The organism is Pseudomonas aestiva, assembly GCF_039908605.1.
Taxonomy (GTDB): domain Bacteria; phylum Pseudomonadota; class Gammaproteobacteria; order Pseudomonadales; family Pseudomonadaceae; genus Chryseomonas; species Chryseomonas aestiva.
In genome coordinates this window covers 947533-969876 of the sequence record NZ_CP150916.1, presented here as the reverse complement: position 1 = coordinate 969876, position 22344 = coordinate 947533, and the positions used below count along the sequence as shown (strand labels likewise).

At 67.2% G+C, this 22344-nt stretch carries 18 protein-coding genes; 3 read left to right on the top strand and 15 right to left on the bottom strand.

Annotation, left to right across the window (positions count from 1 at the left end; genetic code table 11):
* The first annotated feature begins 173 nt into the window (after positions 1-173).
* Positions 174-770, top strand: coding sequence for a serine acetyltransferase (locus tag AABM56_RS04490; RefSeq protein ID WP_133862977.1), 597 nt, complete (start codon positions 174-176; stop codon positions 768-770).
* Here AABM56_RS04490 and AABM56_RS04485 read toward each other — a convergent pair.
* Together AABM56_RS04485 and AABM56_RS04480 are read right to left on the bottom strand one after the other, a co-directional pair.
* Positions 745-1584, bottom strand: coding sequence for a glycosyl transferase (locus AABM56_RS04485; protein ID WP_133862978.1), 840 nt, complete (start codon positions 1582-1584; stop codon positions 745-747). The two genes, AABM56_RS04490 and AABM56_RS04485, sit on opposite strands and share 26 nt — an antisense overlap.
* A gap of 22 nt (positions 1585-1606) precedes the next feature.
* The gene (locus AABM56_RS04480; RefSeq protein WP_093253871.1) at positions 1607-2656 is read right to left on the bottom strand and encodes a hypothetical protein; all 1050 of its coding nucleotides are present in this window, start codon (positions 2654-2656) and stop codon (positions 1607-1609) included.
* 117 nt (positions 2657-2773) lie between these two features.
* Here AABM56_RS04480 and AABM56_RS04475 point away from each other — a divergent pair, with 117 nt between their 5' ends.
* Complete coding sequence (locus tag AABM56_RS04475) at positions 2774-3415, top strand: lipopolysaccharide kinase InaA family protein (protein WP_133862979.1); 642 nt, start codon at positions 2774-2776, stop codon at positions 3413-3415.
* A gap of 1 nt (position 3416) precedes the next feature.
* Here the strand turns inward: AABM56_RS04475 and AABM56_RS04470 are convergent, their stop codons facing one another.
* The 13 genes from AABM56_RS04470 to glnE form a co-directional block, all read right to left on the bottom strand.
* The gene (locus AABM56_RS04470) at positions 3417-4589 is read right to left on the bottom strand and encodes an O-antigen ligase domain-containing protein (RefSeq protein ID WP_347883864.1); all 1173 of its coding nucleotides are present in this window, start codon (positions 4587-4589) and stop codon (positions 3417-3419) included.
* Positions 4590-4594: 5 nt separating this feature from the next.
* Positions 4595-5356, bottom strand: a complete 762-nt coding sequence (locus AABM56_RS04465; protein WP_017640113.1) for a glycosyltransferase family 2 protein — start codon at positions 5354-5356, stop codon at positions 4595-4597.
* 50 nt (positions 5357-5406) lie between these two features.
* A complete protein-coding gene (locus tag AABM56_RS04460) occupies positions 5407-6366 on the bottom strand; it encodes a glycosyltransferase (protein ID WP_133862981.1) in 960 nt (319 codons plus the stop codon).
* The gene (locus AABM56_RS04455) at positions 6363-7496 is read right to left on the bottom strand and encodes a glycosyltransferase (RefSeq protein WP_347883863.1); all 1134 of its coding nucleotides are present in this window, start codon (positions 7494-7496) and stop codon (positions 6363-6365) included. The genes AABM56_RS04460 and AABM56_RS04455 overlap by 4 nt, the downstream gene beginning before the upstream one ends.
* A complete protein-coding gene (locus tag AABM56_RS04450) occupies positions 7493-9235 on the bottom strand; it encodes a carbamoyltransferase (RefSeq protein WP_133862983.1) in 1743 nt (580 codons plus the stop codon). Before AABM56_RS04450 ends, AABM56_RS04455 begins: the two co-directional genes overlap by 4 nt.
* A 186-nt stretch (positions 9236-9421) precedes the next feature.
* Complete coding sequence (locus AABM56_RS04445; RefSeq protein ID WP_347883862.1) at positions 9422-10843, bottom strand: lipopolysaccharide kinase InaA family protein; 1422 nt, start codon at positions 10841-10843, stop codon at positions 9422-9424.
* Entirely contained in the window at positions 10840-11595 is a 756-nt protein-coding gene (locus tag AABM56_RS04440) for a lipopolysaccharide kinase InaA family protein (RefSeq protein WP_347883861.1), read from the bottom strand. The genes AABM56_RS04445 and AABM56_RS04440 overlap by 4 nt, the downstream gene beginning before the upstream one ends.
* Positions 11592-12323 carry a lipopolysaccharide kinase InaA family protein gene (locus AABM56_RS04435; RefSeq protein WP_133862986.1) on the bottom strand — a complete coding sequence of 244 codons (732 nt, stop codon included), beginning with the start codon at positions 12321-12323 and terminating at the stop codon, positions 11592-11594. Before AABM56_RS04435 ends, AABM56_RS04440 begins: the two co-directional genes overlap by 4 nt.
* Positions 12323-13129, bottom strand: a complete 807-nt coding sequence (gene rfaP / locus AABM56_RS04430; protein WP_133862987.1) for a lipopolysaccharide core heptose(I) kinase RfaP — start codon at positions 13127-13129, stop codon at positions 12323-12325. The genes AABM56_RS04435 and rfaP overlap by 1 nt, the downstream gene beginning before the upstream one ends.
* The gene (locus tag AABM56_RS04425; RefSeq protein ID WP_133862988.1) at positions 13126-14244 is read right to left on the bottom strand and encodes a glycosyltransferase family 4 protein; all 1119 of its coding nucleotides are present in this window, start codon (positions 14242-14244) and stop codon (positions 13126-13128) included. Before AABM56_RS04425 ends, rfaP begins: the two co-directional genes overlap by 4 nt.
* Positions 14241-15248, bottom strand: coding sequence for a lipopolysaccharide heptosyltransferase I (waaC, locus tag AABM56_RS04420; protein WP_133862989.1), 1008 nt, complete (start codon positions 15246-15248; stop codon positions 14241-14243). Before waaC ends, AABM56_RS04425 begins: the two co-directional genes overlap by 4 nt.
* Positions 15249-16283, bottom strand: coding sequence for a lipopolysaccharide heptosyltransferase II (waaF, locus tag AABM56_RS04415; protein WP_347883860.1), 1035 nt, complete (start codon positions 16281-16283; stop codon positions 15249-15251). It abuts the gene before it with no gap.
* 113 nt (positions 16284-16396) lie between these two features.
* Complete coding sequence (gene glnE, locus AABM56_RS04410; protein ID WP_133862991.1) at positions 16397-19357, bottom strand: bifunctional [glutamate--ammonia ligase]-adenylyl-L-tyrosine phosphorylase/[glutamate--ammonia-ligase] adenylyltransferase; 2961 nt, start codon at positions 19355-19357, stop codon at positions 16397-16399.
* Between the two features lie 329 nt (positions 19358-19686).
* Here glnE and aceE point away from each other — a divergent pair, with 329 nt between their 5' ends.
* Positions 19687-22329, top strand: a complete 2643-nt coding sequence (aceE, locus tag AABM56_RS04405; protein ID WP_133862992.1) for a pyruvate dehydrogenase (acetyl-transferring), homodimeric type — start codon at positions 19687-19689, stop codon at positions 22327-22329.
* The last annotated feature ends 15 nt before the right edge of the window (positions 22330-22344 follow it).

The window sequence follows — 22344 nt, the reverse complement described above, 5'->3', positions numbered from 1 at the left end:
TCTGCACGAAAAGTCGTCGAGCGAAGGTCAGGCGAGGCGAAAAAGGCCGAGGAAGCGGAGTTTACGAGCGGTAAATGAGCATTCCGCATGTCTTTTTCAACGAAGCATCACCGAGCGCAGACTCTTTTCGTACAGAGCCCAGGCTTGCCCTCCCCCGCCCCGGAACACCTATCATGCCGCCGCTGATCGCCACCTTCGCCGAACTCAAGGATTACTGGCGCCTGGAGGTGCTGGACGCACCTGGCAAGCCCTTGCGACTCAAGCGTCTGCTCCGGCGCGTCACCGCGGGAGAGAGTCCGAGCTTCCTGTTCTGGTATCGCCTGGCGCAATTCCTGTACTGCCACCCGCGCGGCCTGCTCAACTACCGCAAGCTGGCGGAGCGGATCAATCGCCGGCTGATCCGTCGGCACAATATCGAGATCCTGCTGGGCGCCCGTATCGGCCCCGGGCTGCGCCTGCCCCATCGCATGGGTATCTGCGTGTCCAATCTGGCGGTGATCGGTCGCAACGTGATGATCCGCCAGCACACCACCATCGGCATCAAGAGCGACGATCCGGCGCAACTGGTCGGCATCTTCATTGGCGACAATGTCAGCCTTGGCGCCCACGTCTGCATCGTCGGCGACCACCTGACCATCGGCGACAACGTGGTGGTCGGCGCCGGCGCCCTGGTGATGCGCGACATCCCCGCCGACAGCCTCTACTACAGTCGCCACGAGGCGGTGATCCGCCCGCTGCCGGGCGCTACGCCCGGGGATGGCGCCCCCTGAGGATGGTCCGCAGCATCTGCGGCAGCACGCCGTACAGATACGGCCGATTGCCCAGCAACTGCCGCCCCAGGTAGCGCAGCACCTTGCCGCGCGAGGCGCCCTTGTAGTGCAGGCGCAGCAGCAGGGCGACATAGAATTTCTCGATGTCGCGAAAGCGCCGCTGGGCCGGGGTTTCCGCTTCCAGTTCGGACAGCGAATGGTCGAGGATGCCCGCGCAGCGCAGCGCCACTGGCGCTTCCCGCGCCAGCGCCTGCACCCGCAGGAAAAAGGAGACATCGACGCCATAGAGGGCGAAGCGCTCGTCGAAGACATCGCCGTAGCGAGCCGCGATACGCGCGGCCAGGCCCTGCGTCAGGCACAGGCCCGAACTGATGGTCACGGTGGCCTGGGGATCCAGGGGTCCCTCTGCGGTCACCACCGCCTTGTACTGGTGGGGATAGCGGATGGCGCCCGCCCCCAGCACCAGGGGTACCAGCAACTCGGCGTCCTGGCCAAGCGCCTGCAGAAAGCGCCCGTCCACCACGGTGTCCTGGTCGAAGATCACCAGGCGCTCGGCGCCCAGCCGCAGTGCCTGGTTGTAGACCCGACTCAGGGGCGGATTGCCGAGGTCTTCCTCGATCAGGACCGTCGTCCAACCCGGGGCCGCCAGCAGCGACTGGCGCTCTGCGTCCTCCAGCGTCCGGGGGCCGTTGTTCCAGACCAGCAGGGCGCTGTCGGCCGGCAGGCTGGCAGGGGGCTGGGCCAGCAGGCTGTCGAGGGTGGCCGACTCCGCGGGACGCAAGCCATAGAGGACGACGAGAAAGAGCGTTCGCATGGAATTCCCTGGGGATCGCGGCCTAGCCGCGCACCCGCTTGCGCAGATAGTCGAGGGCCGCGCCGGCTTCGTCGGCCAGGTGAGGACGCGGCAGGTCGTTGGGCCAGATGCCTTCGGCGAAGGCCTGGCGATCGCCGCCGCCGAGACGCTCGCTCAGCGCCCGCTCCCACCAGACGTGGCGACAGGCACGGGCATAGCTGTCCTGGGGCGCCAGGCAGCCATAGAGCAGCTTGCGCCCCAGGCTCGCCCGCTGCTTGTCCAGACCGGCCAGCTGCCACTTCACCCGCAACCGGGTCCAGACATCTGGCAGCGGCTTGGTCAGGGGCACCTCCTGCCAGTGCTGCTGCAGCGCCGGCGAAAAGTCCTCGCCATAGCGCTCGAAGAAGTGCGCCAGCATGAAGTGCAGAAAGCGCTTTTCCGCGTAGTAGTGGCGCACGGGGCCGCGCGCCTCGCCGATGGCCAGATCCGCCAGGCTGAACGACAGGGCGATCTGCTCCAGGGTATGGACCTCCTCGTCGTGGCCATGCCAGTCGTCGATCAGGGCGATGGCCTGCTCGACCCGCGGCAGATGGACCCGCGCCAGACCACAGACGCCGCTGTTGTAGAGCCGGGTCTCTTCCGCCGGCTCCTGGCCACGCGCGGCCAGGGCCGCCGCGAAGCGGGCGAATTCCGGGCGGGTACGGGCCTTGCGCCAGGACCACTCCTCGATGTCCAGCAGCCCGCGTCCGCTGTCGATGCCGTCAAACAACGACGCTAGCGGCGCCTGGACCACGGTGTCGCTGTCCAGGAACAGGGTCCTGTCGGCCCGCGGCAAGGCCCAGGCGATGGCGCAGGCCTTGCTGCGGTGCAGATAGCCGTGCTGCCCCTGCCACTCCCTGAGCGTCGCGGCCTCGATGGCCACTACTTCCGCCGGCCAGCCGCGATAGTCCTGCGGCCGATCGGTCAGGATACGGAGGGCGATGTCCTGGCCCTGCCGCCAGTGCAGGGCGCTGAGCAGGCTGAACTTCAGCTCCTGCCGATAGGCCTGGGCACCGCCGTAGACGAAATACAGGAGTTGGCGTGTGGGGCGCATGTAAAGCTGCCGGCAAAAATCTGATTCTAGCAACAAGCGGCCGGATAGGTCGCAGGGGTCACTTCACAGCCTGCCACCTTCGGGTAACATGCACGCCCTGACGTTGACGGGTCCTGCATGAAGCCTCTCGAACATTCGCGCTATCTCGAACTGCGCGACGCCGCCCAGGTAGTGGAAGCCGATCACCATGGCGACAAGGTCCTGCGCCTCACCGATGGCAGCTATCTCAAGCTCTTTCGCCGCAAGCGGCTGCTGACCTCGGCGGCGCTGTTTCCCTATGCCCAGCGCTTTGCCGACAACGCCCGCCAACTGGCCGAGCGCGGCATTCCCTGTCCGCAGGTGCTGGAGGTCTATCGCGCCGCCTCGCTGCAGCGCGATCTGGTGCACTACAGCCCGCTGCCGGGCGCCACCCTGCGCCAGCTGCGCACCTCGGACGAGGCCGCGGCGCTGCGCCCCGCCCTGGGTCGCTTCATCGCCGAATTGCACGACAGTGGCGTCTACTTCCGCTCGCTGCACCTGGGCAACGTGGTGCTGACGCCAGAAGGCGAACTGGGCCTGATCGACATCGCCGATCTGCGCTGTCATGCGCGGCGTCTGCCGCTGCGCCTGCGGGTGCGCAACTTCCATCACCTGCTGCGCTACGGCGAAGACCGCGACTGGCTGTTCGAACCCGGTCGCGAACCCTTCCTCAGGGCCTATGCCGAAGCCTGCCGCCAGCCCCTGGACTGGCGCGAACTCGACCGGCAGCTGCAGGACTAGATCAGGACTGGACCGGCACCGCCTGTCCCAGCGCGAGCTTGCGCCGGCGTTGCACCTCGGCGCCGACGATCATCGCCGCGGGCAACAGCACCAGCGGCCACAACTCGTCCGGATTGCCGATCAGCTTGGCGCCGTCGAAATTGAGCATCAGCAGAGCCACGGCCAGATAGAGTCCCCAGGGATCGCGCTGGCGCAGAGCCGCGCCCAGGCTGGCCAGCATCAGCACGCCGAAGATCAGCAGCGACACCAGGCCGGTGTAGATGCCGAAGGAGACGAAGATGTTGTGCGGGTGCTGGATGGCCTCGGTGCCATGCAGCAGGTCGTGACTCTGGTAACCTAGGCCGCAGCCCAGCCACCAGCCGCAGGACTCCCAGTCCTTGATCATGAAGTGGAACAGCTCGATGCGTCCGGAATCCGCCCGGCCCCAGAAGGCGACGAACCAGGCTTCGGTATGCACCACCTGGACCACTCCGGCGATCAGGGCACTGACCAGGACGACCAGCGCCAGGGTGCGCAGCGGAAAGCGCGGAAAGGCGAAGAGCACACCGAGGGCGGCCAGGAAGCCGATGCCCACCAGGCCGGTACGGGTCTGCAGGGCGAAGGAGATGCCGACGATGCTGACCACCACCGCCGCCAGCAACTCGATCCGGCGCCGCTCGCGGATCCAGGTGGGCGCGGCCAGGCCGCCCAGGCAGACCATCCAGATGCTCACATAGATGGGATTGGAGATGCGTCCCGGCAGGTGGATGACCCGCTGGCCGACGGCATAGTGGCCGGTCAGCCAGAACACCAGGCTGGAGCCGACGGCATAGGCGCAGACCACCCAGAAGGCCAGGCGTACGAGGCCGGGGCGACGAAATAAGTCGCCATCCACCAGGCAGGCCACGGTCAGCACGAACAGCAGCACATAGAGAATGTGCTTGAAGAACTGCCCCTCTTCGGCCCGTGCCCCCGGCACGATGAACCAGGCGAGAAACACCAGCCAGAGCAGCAGCAGCGGCGAGCGCCAGTCGATCAGCCGCGGCCGCAGCACGAAGAGGATCAGCGCCGGCAGGGCGATCGCCGCATAGAAGTAGCTGTTGATCCACTTGGCCGTGGGGATGCACAGGTAGGCGGCCATGAACACCAGCACCGCCAGGGTGAAATAACGACTCTGCTGCAGGCGATCGAGCAAGGGTGTCACCACAACAGGGCTCCCAGGAGTGCGCCGACCAGGAAGGCCAGTGCCAGTTTGATGCGTTCCATCCGCCGGCGCTTCTGCTTGTCGTTGCGGTCCTTGTCGCTGACCACGTGCTGGCCGAAGCCGGTATGCAGCACGGCATCGTTTTCCAGGATCAGCGCGTGGCGCTGGGCGTCGGCATAGCGCCGGGACAGTTCCTTCTCGCCGCTCAGGTCGCCATAGGGGGCGTGCAGCAGGTAGTCGGCGCGCCGGCGCAGACCGGGATTGAAGGAAAAGCCCTGCCATTCGGGCTTGTGCGAGCCGACTTCGTAAAAGGCGATACCGGCATGCACCTGCCGCGACTTGAGATAGACGTAGGGGCTGTGGATCGCCAGGTCATGGGCATGGCTGCGCAGCCAGACCTGCAGCGCCTGGGGATCGGCCTCCAGCAGCGCCTGAGAATCCTCGATGAAGCCGGGGCGATAGAAGGCCCAGTCATCCTCGCAGTGGAAGATCCAGCTGGTCTCGACCCGGGCATAGGCGGCGTCGACACTGCGCATCTGGCCAAGCTTGGGATTGTTGACGATGAACTCGGTGTGTTCGCGCCAATGGGCGGGGATGCAGTCGCGTACCGCCTCGTCACCGGAATCTTCGGTGATGAAGACGCGGCGGATGGGCGCGGTGTTGAATTCGTCGAAGGTCGCCAGCGTCTGCCGCAGCAGGTCGAAGCGCCCGCAACTGGTGACGACCACGGAGATGTCGCTGTCGGCGGAAAACTGCACGTTCTACCCTTTCTGCCAGTTGAGTCGAAAGCCGGACCTCGGGCAGCGCATCAGCGTCCCAGCCTGCCGAGCAGGCGGTGCAGGAACCCCGGAGCGACTGCCGGTCGCAGCGCTGGGGTTATAGCCGAAACGATGCGCTCACCCAAGTGGCCGAAAGCGAAAGAGTGACGCGCCAGGGCCTCTCCAGCCCTGGCGATGGCCGCGGCGTGCGCCGGATCGCCGCGCAGCCGGGCGAGTTTCTCGCGCAACTCGTCCAGCGAGCGATAGAGCACCACGTTGACGCCATCCGCGAAACCCAGGGCGCAGTTCTCCTCTTCACCCTGATCGAAGGTGAAGAGCACGCAGCCGCAGGCCATGGCCTCGAAGTTCTTGATCATGTATTCACCCATGCCGACATCGGCGCCAACGAAGTAGCGGATGCGGTTGAGGGTCTGCAGGTATTCGTCGCCCGAGCGGGTCTTGGTGATCAGCAGCGGCTCGACCTTGGCCAGGTCTTCCAGCAATTGCTTGCGCCCGCTGTAGGCCACGCTGCCGAGGCTGCCGACGAAGCCCAGTTCGATGTCGCGTTCGAGCCCCAGGTCGCGCAGCCGGCTATCGTCGTAGCCCTTGGGCACGAAGTGGGCGTCCACCCCCTCCTCCTGCAGCCGCCGCGCCACGCCGGCGCCGGAGACCAGCACCCGGACGTGGGGCATGGCCCGGTAGTAGCGGCTGAATTTGCCGGTGTACTTGCAGGGGATGAAATTCTGGTAGGCGTCGTGCTCCAGCTCCACCAGATTGGGCAGGCTGCGGATGAAGGCGACCTGCCTGAGCTGCTTCTTGAATCTGAGAAACAGCAGGATGCGATCGTATTGCTCGGGCTGGGGCACCGCGCGGCGGAAATAGCCGCGCAGATCGGCCTGTTCCTCGTCACTCAGCCAGCGCAGGTCGCACTCGCAGTGGGCGGCGATGCTGGCATAGAAGTGGTCCAGCAGGATGCGTTGCTCCTTCTGGACCAGGAACAGGACTTTCACGGCGCCGGGGCCTTGAAGGCGGCGACCATCGGCAGGCGCCAGAAGTCGCGGCGCACGGCCTCGTCGGAGAAGCGTTCGGCCAGGCGCTCGCGCATGTGCTGCACGCAGGCGCGTCTCTGGCTCGGCGCCAGGCGGCTGAGGTGCTGCAGGCCCTGGCCGAGGGCTTCGGCGTCGCCGAGGGGAAAGAGGAAGCCGACCCCCTCGACGATCTCCCGCGCGCCACCGCAGGAAGTGGCGATCAGCGGGACGCCGGCGGCCATGGCCTCCAGCAGGACCATGCCGAAGGGCTCGTGGTCGGAACTCAGGGCGAAGACGTCGAAAGCCTTGAAATAGCGCCGGGCGCCGTCCACCTGACCAAGGAACAGCACCCGGTCGGCGATGGCCAGTTCGCGGGCCAGGTCCTTGAGGTCTTCTTCCAGGCGGCCCTTACCGAGGATCGCCAGCAGGGCATTGGCCGGCAGATTCGGCAGGGCGGCGGCGAAGCCGCGCAGCAGGGTGGCCTGGTCCTTGTCCGGATGCAGACGACCGACGTTGCCGACGATCCAGGCGTCCTGGGGCAGCTTGAGCCCGGCGCGGGCCTCGTCGGCCGGCAGCAGTTCGCGTTCCACCGCCTCGACGTCCAGACGGTTGTAGAGGGTCTCGATGCGCTCGGCCGGCCAGTCCTTGAGGCGCTGGCGCAACTCGTCGCGTACCGCGTCGGAAACGCCCAGCAGGGTCAGGCGCTTGCTCATCAGCTTGGCGAACAGCCGCCGGCCGAGCCGGTCGTAGTCGCCAAAGGCATGGTGGACGCCGATCACCGGCAGATTGGTGGCCAGGCAGGCGATCCAAATCGGCTTGAATCTATGGGCGATGACGAAGCGGATACCGCGCGAGCGGACGATCTCGCGCAGCGCCTGGATGGCGCCGAGCTTGAGGCCCCGCACGTCCTTGGAGGAATACTCGAGGAACAGCACCTCGTCGCTACCGCAACCGGCGGCCACCTCGGCATCGGCCGTGCCGGTGAGAAAGACCGTGGTGACGCGATAGCCGCTGCCCGCGAAGAGGCTGGCGGTCTGGCGGGCGCAGTCGAGGAAGGGACCGTCGTAGCCATGACAGAACTGCAGCACCCGCGGTTCGGCGGAACGCGTCATAGGCCGGCCCCCTCCTTGATCACCAGGACGTCTTCCATGATCAGGTACTGCAGATCCGAGCCGAAGAACATGTTCAGGGCATCGGTGGGCGAGCAGACCATGGGTTCACCGCGGCGGTTGAGCGAGGTATTGAGGGAGACGCCGTTGCCGGTGAGCTTTTCCAGCTCGACCATGAGGTCGTACCAGCGCGGATTATGCCGGCGCTCCAGCACCTGGGCGCGGGAGGTGCCGTCTTCGTGGACCACCTCGGGCACCCGGCTCTTCCATTCCTCGTTGACCTCGAAGGTAAAGGTCATGAAGGGCGAGGGATGGTCGACCTTGAGCATCTGCGGCGCCACGGTATCGAGCATGGACGGGCAGAAGGGCCGCCAGCGCTCGCGGAACTTGATCTGGGCGTTGATGCGATCGGCCACGCCCGGCACGCTGGGGCAGCCGATGATGGAACGACCGCCCAGAGCGCGCGGACCGAATTCCAGGCGACCCTGGAACCAGGCCACCGGATTGCCGGCCACCATGATCTCGGCGATGCGCTGGGGCATGTTGTCGATCCGCTCCCACTTGGGTGCATTGGGATGGCGGGCGCAGGCGGCGATGACGTCTTCGTTGCTGTAGCCGGGACCGAGATAGACGTGCTCCATCTTCTCCACCGGCACGCCACGGGCGTGGGAGACGTAGGCGGCAGCGCCGACGGCGGTGCCGGCGTCGCCCGAGGCGGGCTGGACGAACAGCTCCTTGACCTCGGGACGGGCGATGATCTTCTGGTTGAGCTTGACGTTGAGCGCGCAGCCGCCGGCAAAGGCGATCTTCCCGGTCTGGCGGATGATGTCGCCCAGGTAGTAGTCCATCATCTCCAGCGCCAGGCGTTCGAACAGTGCCTGCATGCTGGCGGCATAGTGGATGTAGGGATCGTCGGCGATGTCGCCTTCACGCTTGGGTCCCAGCCACTCGATCAGCTTGGGCGAGAAGTAGTAGCCCTTGCCCTTTTCCTTGTAGCGGCGGAAGCCGATGACGTTGGCGTAGTCGGTGTTGATGATCAGCTCGCCGTTCTCGAATTTCGCCAGGCGCGAGAAATCGTACTTGCTGGCATCGCCATAGGGCGCCATGCCCATGACCTTGAATTCGCCGTCGAGCATCTCGAAGCCGAGGAATTCGGTGAGGGCGCCATAGAGGCCACCCAGGGAGTCCGGGTCGTAGAACTCCTTGATCTTGTGGATCTTGCCGTTCTCGCCGTAGCCGAAGAAGGTGGTGGCGTACTCGCCCTTGCCGTCGATGCCGAGGATCGCGGTCTTTTCGCTGAAACCCGAGCAGTGGTAGGCACTGGAGGCATGGGCCAGGTGGTGCTCGACGGCTTCCAGCTTGACCTTCTTCAGGTCGAAGCCGAGCTGCACCAGGCACCACTCGATGCGCTTCTGGTAGCGGTGGTAGCGACGATTGCCGAACAGGATGGCGTCCAGGGCGCGATCCGGGGCGTAGGCATAGCGCTTGGCGTAGTGCCAGCGGGCTTCGCCGAAGAGACTGATGGGCGCATAGGGAATGGCCACCACGTCGACATCGGCGGGGCTGATCCCGGCCTGTTCCAGGCAGAACTTGGCCGACTCGTAGGGCATGCGATTCTTGGCATGCTTGTCGCGCACGAAGCGTTCTTCTTCCACCGCGGCGATCAGCTTGCCGTCGATATAGAGCGCGGCGGAGGGATCGTGGCTGAGGGCGCCGGACAGGCCAAGGACGGTCAGGGACACAGGTAAAGCCTCTGTACAGGGCGAAGCCAGAGGAGTTCGCCGGGGTTTCGCGAGGCCGCTGCAGGCCCGCCTCGCCTCAAAAACGGCGAATTATAGCCGTTCAGGCAGGCCACGGGTAATGGCCGCACGCCGGAGCGGGGCCTAGCGCACGGCGATTCAGCCCCGGTACAGATGGCGGGTCGGCGCTCAGGCTGGCGGCAGGCGCTCGTCGAGCAGGCGATGCAGGGCGCTGTCGGCCGGCCAGTTGCGCAGCAGCCGGGCGCGGTCGCGGGCATAGGCGGCGGCGTAGGCACGGTCGCTGCCATGGGCCTGGAGGGCGTCGAGGTCGATCACCAGCCAGCGACCTTCATGCCAGATCAGGTTGGTGCCCTTGAAATCGCCATGGCCGAGGCGCTCGCGACGCAGGGCCTCGACCAGCGCCAGCAGGGCCTCCAGCTCGACCGCAGGCGGCGCCGACTGCACATAGGGCGCGAAGCGCTCCAGCAGATTGGGTCCGTCGACGAAGGGCGTGACCAGATAGCCGCGCCCGCGCAGGCCGAGAAAGCGGCGCTCGCGCACGGCCAGCGGCTCGGGAGTGGGAATGCCGAGGAATCGCAGCCGATGCCCTTCGCGCCAGCTGTGCCAGGCTCGGCTCGGTCGCCAGAAGCGCGTCAGCCAATGGCCGAAGCCCTTGATGTTGTATCTCTTGAGCACCAGGTCCTGATCCTGCCACTGCACGCGGGCCACGGTGGCGGCGCCGCCGTCCTTGAAGGTCGGCAGGCCGGCCAGGGCGGCGTCGGGATCGGCCAGCAGGCCTTCCAGGCGACTCAGCCAGGTGCGCCGCACGGCGATCAGGCCAAAGGCGCTGCGGGTGACGGCGAACAGGGTGCATTCCCGGCCGCTCTTCTTCAGGTAGTCGGCCAGACGCCAGCGGCGGATCTCGGCGATACGCGCCAGCAGAGCTTCCAGGCGCAGGGCGTGTTCGGCATTGACCAGCAGGTAGTGGATCAGCAGCTCTTCCAGCTGAGCATCCAGGGCGGCCGGCAACTGGGCGAAGAACACCGCCAGATTCTCCTGCACCCGCGCCTGGGACAGTGGCTGGCCGACGGTCTCGGCCTGGATGTCCGCCGCGTCTATGACCAGGGCGGCGCCGTCCTTGACCAGCAGGTTGTCCAGGTGCAGATCGGCTTGCCAGAGCCCCTGGGCATGCAGCCGCGCCAGGGTGGCGAGGGCCGCGCCGAGCAACGCGTCCTGTGCCGGCGACAGGGGCGGCTCGGTGACGAGCGGCTGCCACAGCTGCTCGACGCTGGGCGCCGCCTCGATGAAGTCGAACAGCAGCCAGGCGCCCTGCCCGCTCGCCTCGCCGCTCTCCAGCAGCGTGGGGGTCGGCGCCGCGGCGACCGCCAGCAGGCGGCAACCCTCGCGCTCGCGGGCGAATTGCCGACTCGCGCGCTCACCGACCAGCAGCTTGGCCAGCACCCGCCGGCCCTGCCAGCGGGCCTCGCCGACATAGCGCTGACCGGGCAGCACCCTGAGCAGCGACAGCAGTTCCAACTCGCCACTGGGCAGTTCGATGCGCAACGGCAGGGTCGGCGCACGACCGGCCTTGGTCAGTTGCTCCAGGGTCATGCCTTGCGCTCCTTGTGGCGGCGACGCCCGGCCAGACGCCGACTCCAGTCGCGCACGGCGACGCTGTCCAGCGGCTGGTCCAGATAACTCGCCAGCAGGCGGGCGATGTCCTGCTCGCTCCATTGCGGCGCGCGGCGCAGCAGGGGTTCGAGATCGCGCAGGCGATCGCGCCGGCCGAACAGCAGCGGCCGGGTCTTTTCCAGATCGATCAGCCGCGCGGCCAGGCCTTCGCCCTGACGCTGCAGGAACAGGTGCTTGGGATAGAAGCAGCCGTGCACCTGGCCGGCGCCGTGCAGCTGGCGAGCCAGTTCGCCAACGGCGACCAGCACCGCCTGGCGCTCCTCGGGGGCCAGGTGCGCCCAGACACGCAGCCAGCTGTCGAGATCGCGCCAGTCATCCAGCGCCCGGGTCAGCAGGATGGCGCGCCAGCCCTGGTCATCGCGGCGCTCGCCGTAATAGGCCAGCTCCAGCGCCGGGATGCCGCGCTCGGCGTAGCGGCGGATGTTGCGATTCTCGCGGGCGAAGGTCGGCTCGCCCAGCGGGCGGGCCAGGGTGCGGGTCAGGTAGTCGCGCTGGCGCTTGAGGTAGTAGCCATGACCGCCAACGTCCAGGCGAAACACCTGGCTGAAACCGCCGCGTCCCTGGTTGGGTTCGTCCACCGCGGTCAGCTCCAGCGCCCACAGCGCCGCGAAGCTGTCCAGGCCCTGGCCGGCCAGCACGGTCCGATCCTCGGCCGCCCACACCTCGTTCATTCCCGCCCCTTGAAATAGTCCAGTACCTCGCGGATGCGCCCCTTGTCGTTGTCGCTGAGGCGCGCGCGACCGCGGTATTGCAGATAGAACCTGAGGCGCTGGGTGCGCGACAGCTGGTACTTGGCCACCTTGTCCAGGCAGGCCAGGTCCTTGACGATGCGCCAGCGCAGCCAGTGGCCGACCCAGAAGGCGCCGGCCGGGCAGTCGATGAGATAGAGCACGCCCTGGCCATCCACCAGCAGGTTGCGCCACTTGAGATCGTTATGGACGAAATGGTGGTCGTGCAGGGTACGGGTCGCCGCGGCCAGCTGACGGCTGACGTTGTCCACCCACACCCGGTCGCGCAGCCGCGGATCCTCGCGCCTGGCCAGCTCGGCGAGGTCCAAGGTGTCGGGAATCTCGCGGGTGATCATGGCGCCGCGGGCGAAGCCCCGGGGCGAGCGCTCCATCCCCCAGGCCACCACCGGCGCGGTGGCGATGCCCCACTTGGCGAAACGCTTGAGATTCTGCCATTCGGCCTTGACCCGCGGCCGCCCGACATAGCGCCGCAGCCCCTTGCCGGCGCCGTGGTAGCGCTTGACGTAGTAGCGGATGCCGTCGCGCTCGATGCGCACCACTTCCGACAGCGGATCGCTGGTCAGGCGTTCGCCGCCGAGGGCGAACACCGCTTCCAGGGTGGCGAATTCGGGCAGGTGGGCGACGCTGGAATCGATGCGCCAGTCAGCCATCAGAGCCGGTCCCCGTAGCGTTCCTTGCGCTCCAGCAAGGCGGCGGCCTTGCGTTCCAGACGCGCCAGCAGCGGCGCCTCGTCGCGCAGGATCTCGCGCAGCGGCCGCTGGAAGTAGCCCCGCAGGAAGCGCAGGAAGTCGCGCTGCGTCAGGCCGATGCCCAGGGCGGAGAAATACAGCCCGGCCAGGTCCTTGTCGCGCCAGCGCCGGGGCACCTGGGTGCGGCACTGGGCGCGGTGCAGGTCGATCAGCCAGAGCTGCAGATTGGCCACGGTGACCGGCTGGGCGGTGTCGAGCAGGAAATGGCAGATGTAGCAATCGCGATGGTTGACGCCCGCCCGGTGCATGGCCCCGGTCATGCGCGCCACCTCGGCGATCAGCGCCCGCTTGAGCAGGGGCTCGGGCGGCTGGCGGAGCCAGTCGAGGCTGAAGTCTTCGAGACTGACGGTGGGCGCCAGCTCCTCGGTGATGATGAAGGAGTGCTGGGTCGCCGGATTGGCGCCGCGCTCGCCGAAGGCCACCGCGGTCATGGTCGGCACACCGACCTGGTGCAGCCGCTCGATGGCCTGCCATTCCTGGCGCGCACCCAGCACCGGCTGCTTGGCCTGCAGCAGATTCTTGGCGATCTCGCCCCAGCCGATGCCGCGGTGGATCTTGACGAAGTAGCCACGGCCGGCCACCTCGGTGCGCAGGGTGCGGCGTCCATCCAGCTCGCGATAGACCTGGCCCTGCAGGGCCTCCACGGCGACGAAGGGATCTTGGCCGGCCCAGCGGCTGGCGAAGGGCTCACGCAATTCCAGAGTCATGCCACCCCCAGGATGACATCGGCGGCGCGTTCGGGCAGCGAATAGAGATCGGCGCTGGCGGCGAAGGCCAGGCCATTGCGGCCCTGCACCGCGCGGCGCTCGGGATCGGCCAGCAACTCGGCGAGCATCCGGTCCAGGGTCTCCTGGACGAAGGGCGACGGCACCACCGCGCCGGCGCGGGCCTCGTCGATGTAGTGGGCATAGCCGCAGACGTCGGTGACCAGCACCGGCAGCCCGGCGACCAGCGCCTCCAGCAGCACGGTGCCGGTGTTCTCGTTGTAGGCCGGATGGATCAGCAGATCGGCGCCGAGCAGGAAGCGCGGGATGTCGCTGCGCCCCTTGAGGATCTCGACCCGCTCGCTCACGCCCAGCGCCTTGGCCTGCAGCAGGAAGGGCTTGGGATCGTCCTGGCCGATGGCAAACAGCCGGGTGCGCTTGCGCAACTCCTTGGGCAAAGAGGCCAGGGCGCGCAGGCTGCGATCCAGGCCCTTGGTCTTGAAGCCGGAACCGATCTGCACCAGCAGCAGCTCGCCCTCCTCCAGCCCGAATTCGCGCCGGAAGTCGGCGCGGATCTCGGCGGCGTTGGCCGGCGCGCGACGATCGGCGGCGATGCCCGGCGGCAGGAGGTGGAAGCGCGGCGCCGGCGTGCCGTAGTGCTTGACGAACAGCGGCTGCTGCACCTCGGAGATCATCAGGATCTCGGTCGACGACTCGGGGGCGAACACCGCGCGCTCGTATTCGGCGAAATGGCGATAGCGACCCCACTGGCGATACAGCGGATTGCGCAGGGTCTGGGCCTTGTCCTCGAAGCAGGGATCGGCGGCGTAATAGACGTCCAGCCCCGGCATCTTGTTGAAGCCGATCACCCGGTCCACCGGATCGCGGGCGAGGTCGGCCTGCAGCCAGGCGTGGAATTTCTCGTTGCGTCGGTGATTGAACAGGGCACTGACCCTGGCCACCCGCACGTCGAAGCCCTCCGGCACCGGGCCTTCCCAGATCAGGGTGTAGACGCGGATGGCATGGCCCCGGCGCTGGCACTCCTGGGCGATGCGCAGGAAGTCCCGCTGCAGGCCGCCAAAGGGAAAGTACTTGTAGAGCACGAAAGCCAGGGTCATGCGGGGAGGTCTTCCAACAGCAGGGTTTCCAGTTCCAGTTCGACCCGCTCCGGGGTCAGGGCGGCAAGACTGGCCGATGGCTGATCGCGCGGCTCGTCGGTGCCGTCCAACCCCACGGCGCTCAGGTGCACCTGGGAGCGGCCATAGGCGCCGACCTTCTTCGGACTGGTCGGGCCATAGAGCGACACGGTGGGCACGTCCAGGGCCGCGGCCAGATGACCGAGACCGGTATCCACCGCCACGCAGGCACGGGCGCCGGCCAGCACCTTCGCTACCCCGGCGAGATTCAGTCGCGGCAGCACCTGGACGCCATCCAGGCCGTCGGCGATGCGTTCGGCTCGGGCATGTTCCGCCTCGTTGCCCCACAACAGTCGCACCGGCCAGTCCAGTTGGCTCATGCGCTCGGCCAGTTCGCGCCAGTGGGCCTCGGGCCAGTGCTTGCTGACCCAGGTGGTGCCGTGCAGGAACACCACATAGGGCGTCTCGTTAGGACCGGCCAGGCGTTGCCGATCCAGGCCGTAGTCACCCACGCCCGCCGGCAGCGGATAGTCCAGGGCCTGGGCGAACAGCTGGCGGATCCGCTCCAGGGCGTGCTGCCCCTTGGCGACATGATAGCGCTCGTCATAGAAGCGGCTGGCCAGGGGCTCGCGGGCGGAGTTGCGGTCGAGACCGGCCACCGGCGCCTCGGCGTAGCGGGTCAGCCAGGCGCTCTTGAGCAGGCCCTGGGCATCGATCACCCGGTCATAGCGCTGCTCGCGCACGCGCGCCTTGAATTCGCCCCACTCGCCACTGGCCCAGGCGGAAAAGGGCTGCTTGCGCCAGCGGCGCAGGGCCACCGGGATCACCTGGCTCACGGCCGGGTGCCAGGCGGGAATCTCGGCGAAGCCCTCCTCCACCACCCAGTCGAAGCAGATGCCGGGGATGGCCCGCGCCGCATCGGTCAGGGCCGGCAGGGTATGGATGACATCGCCGAGGGAGGAGGTCTTGATCAGCAGCACGCGCATCTAGCCCACCTCGATCGGATCGGCGACCAGGCGGCCGAGCGCCTCCTGCACCAGACTCGGCTGCAGCAGGCGCAGACAATCGTAATGGCCGAAACGACAGGTACGGTCGAAGCAGGGACTGCATTCCAGCCCCAGGCGCACCACCTCGACCTGGCTGGCCAGCGGCGGCGTGAAGCCCGGCGAGGTGGAGCCATAGACCGCCACCAGCGGGCGATCCAGGGCGGCGGCCACGTGCATCAGGCCGGAATCGTTGCTGATGACCGCACCGGCACAGGAAAGCAGGTCGATGGCCTCGGCCAGGGAAGTACGCCCGGCGAGGTTGTAGACATCCTCCTCGAAACCGGGGGTGACCCACTCGCGGATCTCTTCGCCACCGGGAGCGTCCTTCTGCGAGCCGAACAGCCAGACCTGCCAGCCCTGACGCAGCCGGGCATCCGCCACGGCGGCGTAGTGCTCGGCCGGCCAGCGCTTGGCCTCGCCGAATTCGGCGCCCGGGCAGAGCGCCAGCACCGGCCGGTCCAGGCTCAGGCCGAAGCGCTCCAGGGCGGCGTCACGGCTGGCCGGATCGATGGCCAGCCGTGGCTTGGGATAGGGTTTGGGCAACTCCGCACCGGGCGCGTAAGCCAGCGCCATGAAGCGCTCGATCATCAGCGGATAGCGCGCCTTGTCGAGGGTGCGGATGTCGTTGAGCAGGCCGAATCTCATCTCGCCGCGCCAGCCGGTACGCTTGGGGATGCCGGCGAAATAGGGCACCAGCGCCGACTTCAGCGAGTTGGGCAACAGGATCGCCTGGTCATAGCGACCGCGCAGCTGCTGGCCGATGCGCCGGCGGGTGGCCAGTTCGAAGGCGCCGTGGCCGAGGGGAAAGCTCAGGGCTTCGCGCACCTCGGGCATGCGCTCCAGCAGCGGGCGACTCCACTCGGGGGCGAGGACGTCGATCTGGGAGTCGGGATGCTGGCGCTTGAGGCAGACGAAGAGGGTCTGCGCCATCACCATGTCGCCGACCCAACTGGGTCCGATGATCAGAATATTCATGCTGGAAGGCGATCGGCACCTAGCGGGTGGCCGACTCCCACTCCCTCAGGCCCGGCCTGATCGAAAGCTCGCGCACGGACATCGACATCTTGCCTCTCCTTACTGATGACGGCCTAAAAGGTGGCCGGATTGCCGGACGGCGTGTCCAGCCCCAGGCCGTGCCAGATACGGCGCACTTCGTCGCGCTCGGCGAGAAAGCCGTCGGCCGGCACCTTGCCCGGCTGCTTCTGCAGCACCAGGCGGTGCAGCGCGGCGCGGTAGACCTTGTAGGCTTCGCGCAGGGCAATGGCGTCCGTGGCCGGTACCAGACCAGCCGCTTCGAGGGATTCCAGGATGCGGATGTTGTCGGGAAAACGCAGCAATTCGGGATGCTGCCACGACCAGGCCAGAACGGCATATTGGACCATAAATTCGATATCGACGATACCGCCGGCATCCTGCTTGAGGTCGAAGCGCTGCTCCGGCCGGCGCGCGTTCGGCCCCAGTCCGCCGGCGGTCACCGCGGTGCCGAGGTTGTCGAGCATCTTGTCGCGCATGCCGGCCACGTCGGCCTGCAGGGTCGCCAGCTCCCGCTGCCGACCGAGGATGCGCGCCCGCACCGCGTCGAAGCGCGCGCCAAGCCGCGGGCAACCCGCCACCACCCGCGCGCGCACCAGCGCCTGGTGCTCCCAGGTCCAGGCCTCGCTCTGCTGGTAGCGCTCGAAGGCCTCCAGCGAGCTCACCAGCAGCCCCGCCGCGCCGGACGGCCGCAGGCGCATGTCCACCTCGTAGAGGGTGCCTACCGGGGTAGTGGTGGTGAGCAGATGGATGATGCGCTGGCCGAGGCGATTGAAGAACTGGGCGCCATCCATGGGCTTGGCGCCATCGGTCTCGGCCAGGGGATCGGCATCGTGGATGAACACCAGATCGAGATCCGAGCCATGGCCGAGCTCGATGCCGCCGACCTTGCCGTAGCCGACGATGACGAAGTCCGGCTGGCAGGGCGAGCCGTCGCGTCGCTGCGGCGTGCCATGGCGCTGCACCAGCTGGCGCCAGGCCAGGCCGAAGACCTCTTCGAGGATCACCTCGGCGAGCCAGGTGAGATAGTCGCTGACCTTCATCAGCGGCAGGCTCCCGGCGATCTCCGCCGCCGCCACCCGCAGGCTGTGGGCGCGCTTGAAGTGGCGCAGCACGTCCATCTGCTGCTCCAGATCCTCTTCGGGCAGGCGCATCAGGCGCTCGCGCAATTCGGCGGCCAGCTCCGGTTTCTGCGGCGGATGATAGAGCCGGCCCTCGTTGAGCAATTCGTCGAGCAGCGCCGGATAGCGGGTGATCTGTTCGGCCACCCAGGCACTGGCGCCGCAGAGCTCCAGCAGCCGCGCCAGGGCCGGCGGATTCTCGCTGAGCAGGACCAGGTAGGCGGAGCGTCGCGCCACGGCTTCCACCAGCGGCAGCACCCGCTCCAGCGCCCGATCGGGCTGCTCGTCGGCGCTGACCGCATCCAGCAGCCGTGGCATGAAGGCATCCAGGCGCTCGCGACCGGCGCGCTGCATGGCCCGCACCTGGCCGCTGGCCCGCAGACTGGCCAGCAATTCCAGCGCCTGCTCCGGCGCCTGGAAGCCCGCCGCGCGCAGTCGCGCCAGGGACTCCTCGGGGTCGAGCAGGTCTTCCCACAGCGGCAGCCAGCTGTCTTCCAGCTCGGCGCTCTGGGTCTCCTCCTCGGGATCGGCGATGGTCTGCTGGAAGTGCCAGTCGATGCGGCTGCGCCAGCCGTCGAGCGCCGCGCTGAAGTCATCCCAGTCGGCATACCCCATGAGGAAGGCCACCCGCGCCCGACCCTGAGGGTCCACTGGCAGGGTCTGGGTCTGCTGGTCGGCGATGGCCTGCAGCCCGTGCTCCACATAGCGCAGGAAGCAATAGCCCTCGCGGAGCTCCGCTTCCGCCGCGGCCGGCAGATAGTCGCGCTCGCGCAGACTGGTCAGTACCCCGAGCAGCGGGCGCTGCTGCAGCGCCGGATCGCGCCCGCCGTGGATCAGCTGGTAGGCCTGGGCGATGAATTCCACTTCGCGGATGCCGCCCGCGCCCAGCTTGACGTTGTCGGTCATGCCGCGCCGGCGCACCTCCTGGCGGATCAGCTGCTTCATGCTGCGCAGGGCTTCGATGGCGGAGAAATCCAGATAGCGCCGATAGACGAAGGGCCGCAGCAGGGTCAGCAGCTCGGCGCCGCTGGCCTGGTCGCCGCCGACCACCCTTGCCTTGATCATGGCGTAGCGTTCCCAGTCGCGGCCCTGGTCCTGGTAGTAGAGCTCCATGGCGGCAAAGCTCAGCACCAGGGCGCCGGCGCTGCCATAGGGTCGCAGGCGCATGTCGACGCGAAAGACGAAGCCCTCCACCGTGGTGGCGTCCAGCGCCTTGATCAGGCGTTGCCCGAGGCGGGTGAAGAATTCCTGGTTGTCCTGCTCGCGCCGCGCGCCGCGCGTCTCCCCGCCCTCGCCATAGGCGAAGATCAGGTCGATATCGGACGACAGATTCAGCTCTCCCGCACCCAGCTTGCCCATGCCCAGCACCACCAGCTGCTGAGGCTGACCGCTGTGGCGCCCGGTCGGCACGCCGAACTGGCCGCACTGCTGGGCATAGAGCCAGGCGCAGGCCTGGTCGATGCAGGCGTCGGCCAGGTCGCTGAGGTCGCGACAGGTCTCCACCAGATCGGCACGCCGGATCAGGTCGCGCCAGACGATGCGCACCTGCTGCAGCATGCGAAAACGCCGCAGCCGGCGCCCCAGTTCGGCTTCGTCCGGGCAGTCGGCCAGGGCCTCGCGCAGGCGCTGCGCCATCGCCCCCGGCGCCAGCGACAGCTCCAGATCGCCGCTGTCGACCAGCGCCAGGCAAGGCTCGGGCAGGCGGCAGAACTGCTCGACGACGAAATCGCTGAGGGCGGCCACCCGCCGCCACTCGGCGCGCAGCGGCGCGGGCCAGTTCGCCTGCCGGGCCGCCGCCGCGGGCAGCGGGGACAGGGCGTCGGCCAGACGCCGGTCGGCTAGCTCGGCACAGGCGACAAGAGTCGGAGGCAGTTCGGGACGAAGGAGGGGTATCATGGGCAGTCCTGCGCAGGGACGGTCGAACCCCACCACCCTGCCGCGAACCCCCTACCCGGGACATTCCGACGGACCACCTGGTCCGAGCGGGAACCGTTTTCTCGTCCGCGGTTCGGAGTTCGCGAGCCCTCGAGCAGCGCGTTCGACAAACGTCGAATTGTTTTTTATCGCATTACAGCTCGGAGCTGAAACGGATTTGAATTTGTAGTAAAACTACACGCCGATCGGAACCGTCCGGTCATAAATCCAAGAATTTTCGCTGCCCCCAAGAGGCCGGCGGCGACCCTGAGGCGACCGATTTTGGAAGCCTTTCCGCCCTGGAGCAAGCCATGCAAGATCTCGATCCCGTCGAAACCCAGGAATGGCTGGACGCCCTGGAGTCCGTCCTCGACCACGAAGGCGAGGAGCGCGTTCATTATCTGATGACCCGCATGGGCGAACTGGCTACCCGCAGTGGTACCCAGCTGCCCTACTCCATCAATACCCCCTATCGCAACACCATTCCGGTGACCAAGGAAGCCCATATGCCGGGCGACCTGTTCATGGAGCGGCGCATCCGCTCGCTGGTTCGCTGGAACGCCCTGGCGATGGTCATGCGCGCCAACCTCAAGGATCCGGATCTGGGTGGTCACATCTCCACCTTCGCCTCCAGCGCCACCCTCTATGACATCGGCTTCAACTATTTCTGGAAGGCGCCCAACGAAGAGCACGGCGGCGACCTGATCTACTACCAGGGCCACGCGTCCCCCGGCGTCTACGCCCGTGCCTTCCTGGAAGGCCGCCTCTCCGAAGACCAGATGAACAACTTCCGTCAGGAAGTGGACGGCAAGGGCCTGTCGAGCTACCCGCACCCGCACCTGATGCCCGACTTCTGGCAGTTCCCGACCGTGTCCATGGGTCTGGGTCCGATCACCGCCATCTACCAGGCCCGCTTCATGAAGTACCTGGAGAACCGCGGCTACATCCCCGCCGGCAAGCAGAAGGTCTGGTGCTTCATCGGCGACGGCGAGTGCGACGAGCCGGAAACCCTGGGCGCCATCTCCCTGGCCGGCCGCGAGAACCTCGACAACCTGATCTTCGTCATCAACTGCAACCTGCAGCGCCTCGACGGCCCGGTCCGTGGCAACGGCAAGATCGTCCAGGAACTGGAAGGCATCTTCCGTGGCGCCGACTGGAACGTCACCAAGGTCCTCTGGGGCCGCATGTGGGATCCGCTGTTCGCCCGCGACACCGAAGGCCGCATGCAGCAGCGCATGGACGCCGTGGTCGATGGTGAATACCAGAACTACAAGGCCAAGGACGGTGCCTATGTGCGCAAGCACTTCTTCGGCGCCAACCCCGAGCTGCTCAAGATGGTCGAGGACCTGTCCGACGACGAGATCTGGAAGCTCAACCGTGGCGGTCACGATCCCTACAAGGTCTATGCGGCCTACCACCAGGCGGTCAACCACAAGGGCCAGCCCACCGTCATCCTGGCCAAGACCATCAAGGGCTACGGCACCGGTGCGGGCGAAGCCAAGAACACCGCGCACAACACCAAGAAGGTGGATGTGGAGTCGCTGAAGAAATTCCGCGATCGCTTCGACATCCCGCTGAACGATTCCCAGCTCAGCGAACTGCCCTTCTATCGTCCGGCCGACGACAGTGCCGAGATGAAGTACCTGATGAGCCGTCGCGAGTCCCTGGGCGGTCACCTGCCTCAGCGTCGCGCGCGCAGCCTGAGCATCCCCACCCCGCCTCTGGAAACCCTGAAGGCGGTGCTGGACGGCTCCGGCGATCGCGAGATCTCCACCACCATGGCCTTCGGCCGCATCCTGTCGCAACTGGTCAAGGACAAGGACCTGGGCAAGCGCATCGTGCCCATCCTCGCCGACGAGGCCCGCACCTTCGGCATGGAAGGCATGTTCCGCCAGCTGGGCATCTACTCGCCCCACGGTCAGCTCTATGAGCCGGTCGATCGCGACCAGGTGATGTACTACCGCGAAGAGAAGGACGGCCAGATCCTCCAGGAAGGCCTCAACGAGGCCGGCGCCATGTCCTCCTTCATCGCCGCCGGTACCGCCTACAGCAACTACAACCAGCCCATGCTGCCGGTCTACATCTTCTATTCGATGTTCGGCTTCCAGCGTATCGGCGACCTGGCCTGGGCGGCGGGCGATGCCCAGACCCGCGGCTTCCTGCTGGGCGGCACCTCCGGCCGTACCACCCTGAACGGTGAAGGCCTGCAGCACGAGGACGGTCACAGCCACATCCTGGCTGGCACCATCCCCAACTGCCGCAGCTACGATCCCACCTATGCCTACGAGCTGGCGGTGATCATGCGCGAAGGCATCCATCAGATGATGGAACTGCAGCAGAGCGTCTTCTACTACATCACCGTGATGAACGAGAACTACCAGCAGCCGGCCATGCCCCAGGGTGTCGAGGAAGGCATCATCAAGGGCATGTACCTGCTGGAAGAAGAAAAAGGCGACTTCAAGCACCGCGTCCAGCTGCTGGGCTCGGGCACCATCCTCAACGAGGTCCGCGCGGCTGCGAGCCTCCTGCGCGAGATGGGTGTCGGCGCCGACATCTGGAGCGTCACCAGCTTCAACGAACTGCGCCGCGAAGGCCTGGCCGTCGACCGCTGGAACCGCCTGCACCCGCTGGAAGAGCGCCGCCTGACCTACGTCGAGCAGTGCCTGGGCGAGCGCCAGGGTCCGGTCATCGCCTCCACCGACTACATGAAGCTGTTCGCCGACCAGATCCGCCAGTGGGTCCCCACCGAATTCCAGGTGCTGGGTACCGACGGCTTCGGTCGCAGCGACAGCCGCAAGAAGCTGCGTGATCATTTCGAGGTCGACCGTCGCTGGGTCGCCGTCGCCGCTCTGCAGGCGCTGGCCAACCAAGGCAAGCTGGAACGCAAGGTCGTGGCCGACGCCATCACCAAGTTCGGCATCGACACCGAGAAGCGCAATCCCCTGGATTGCTGATGCGGCACACGGATA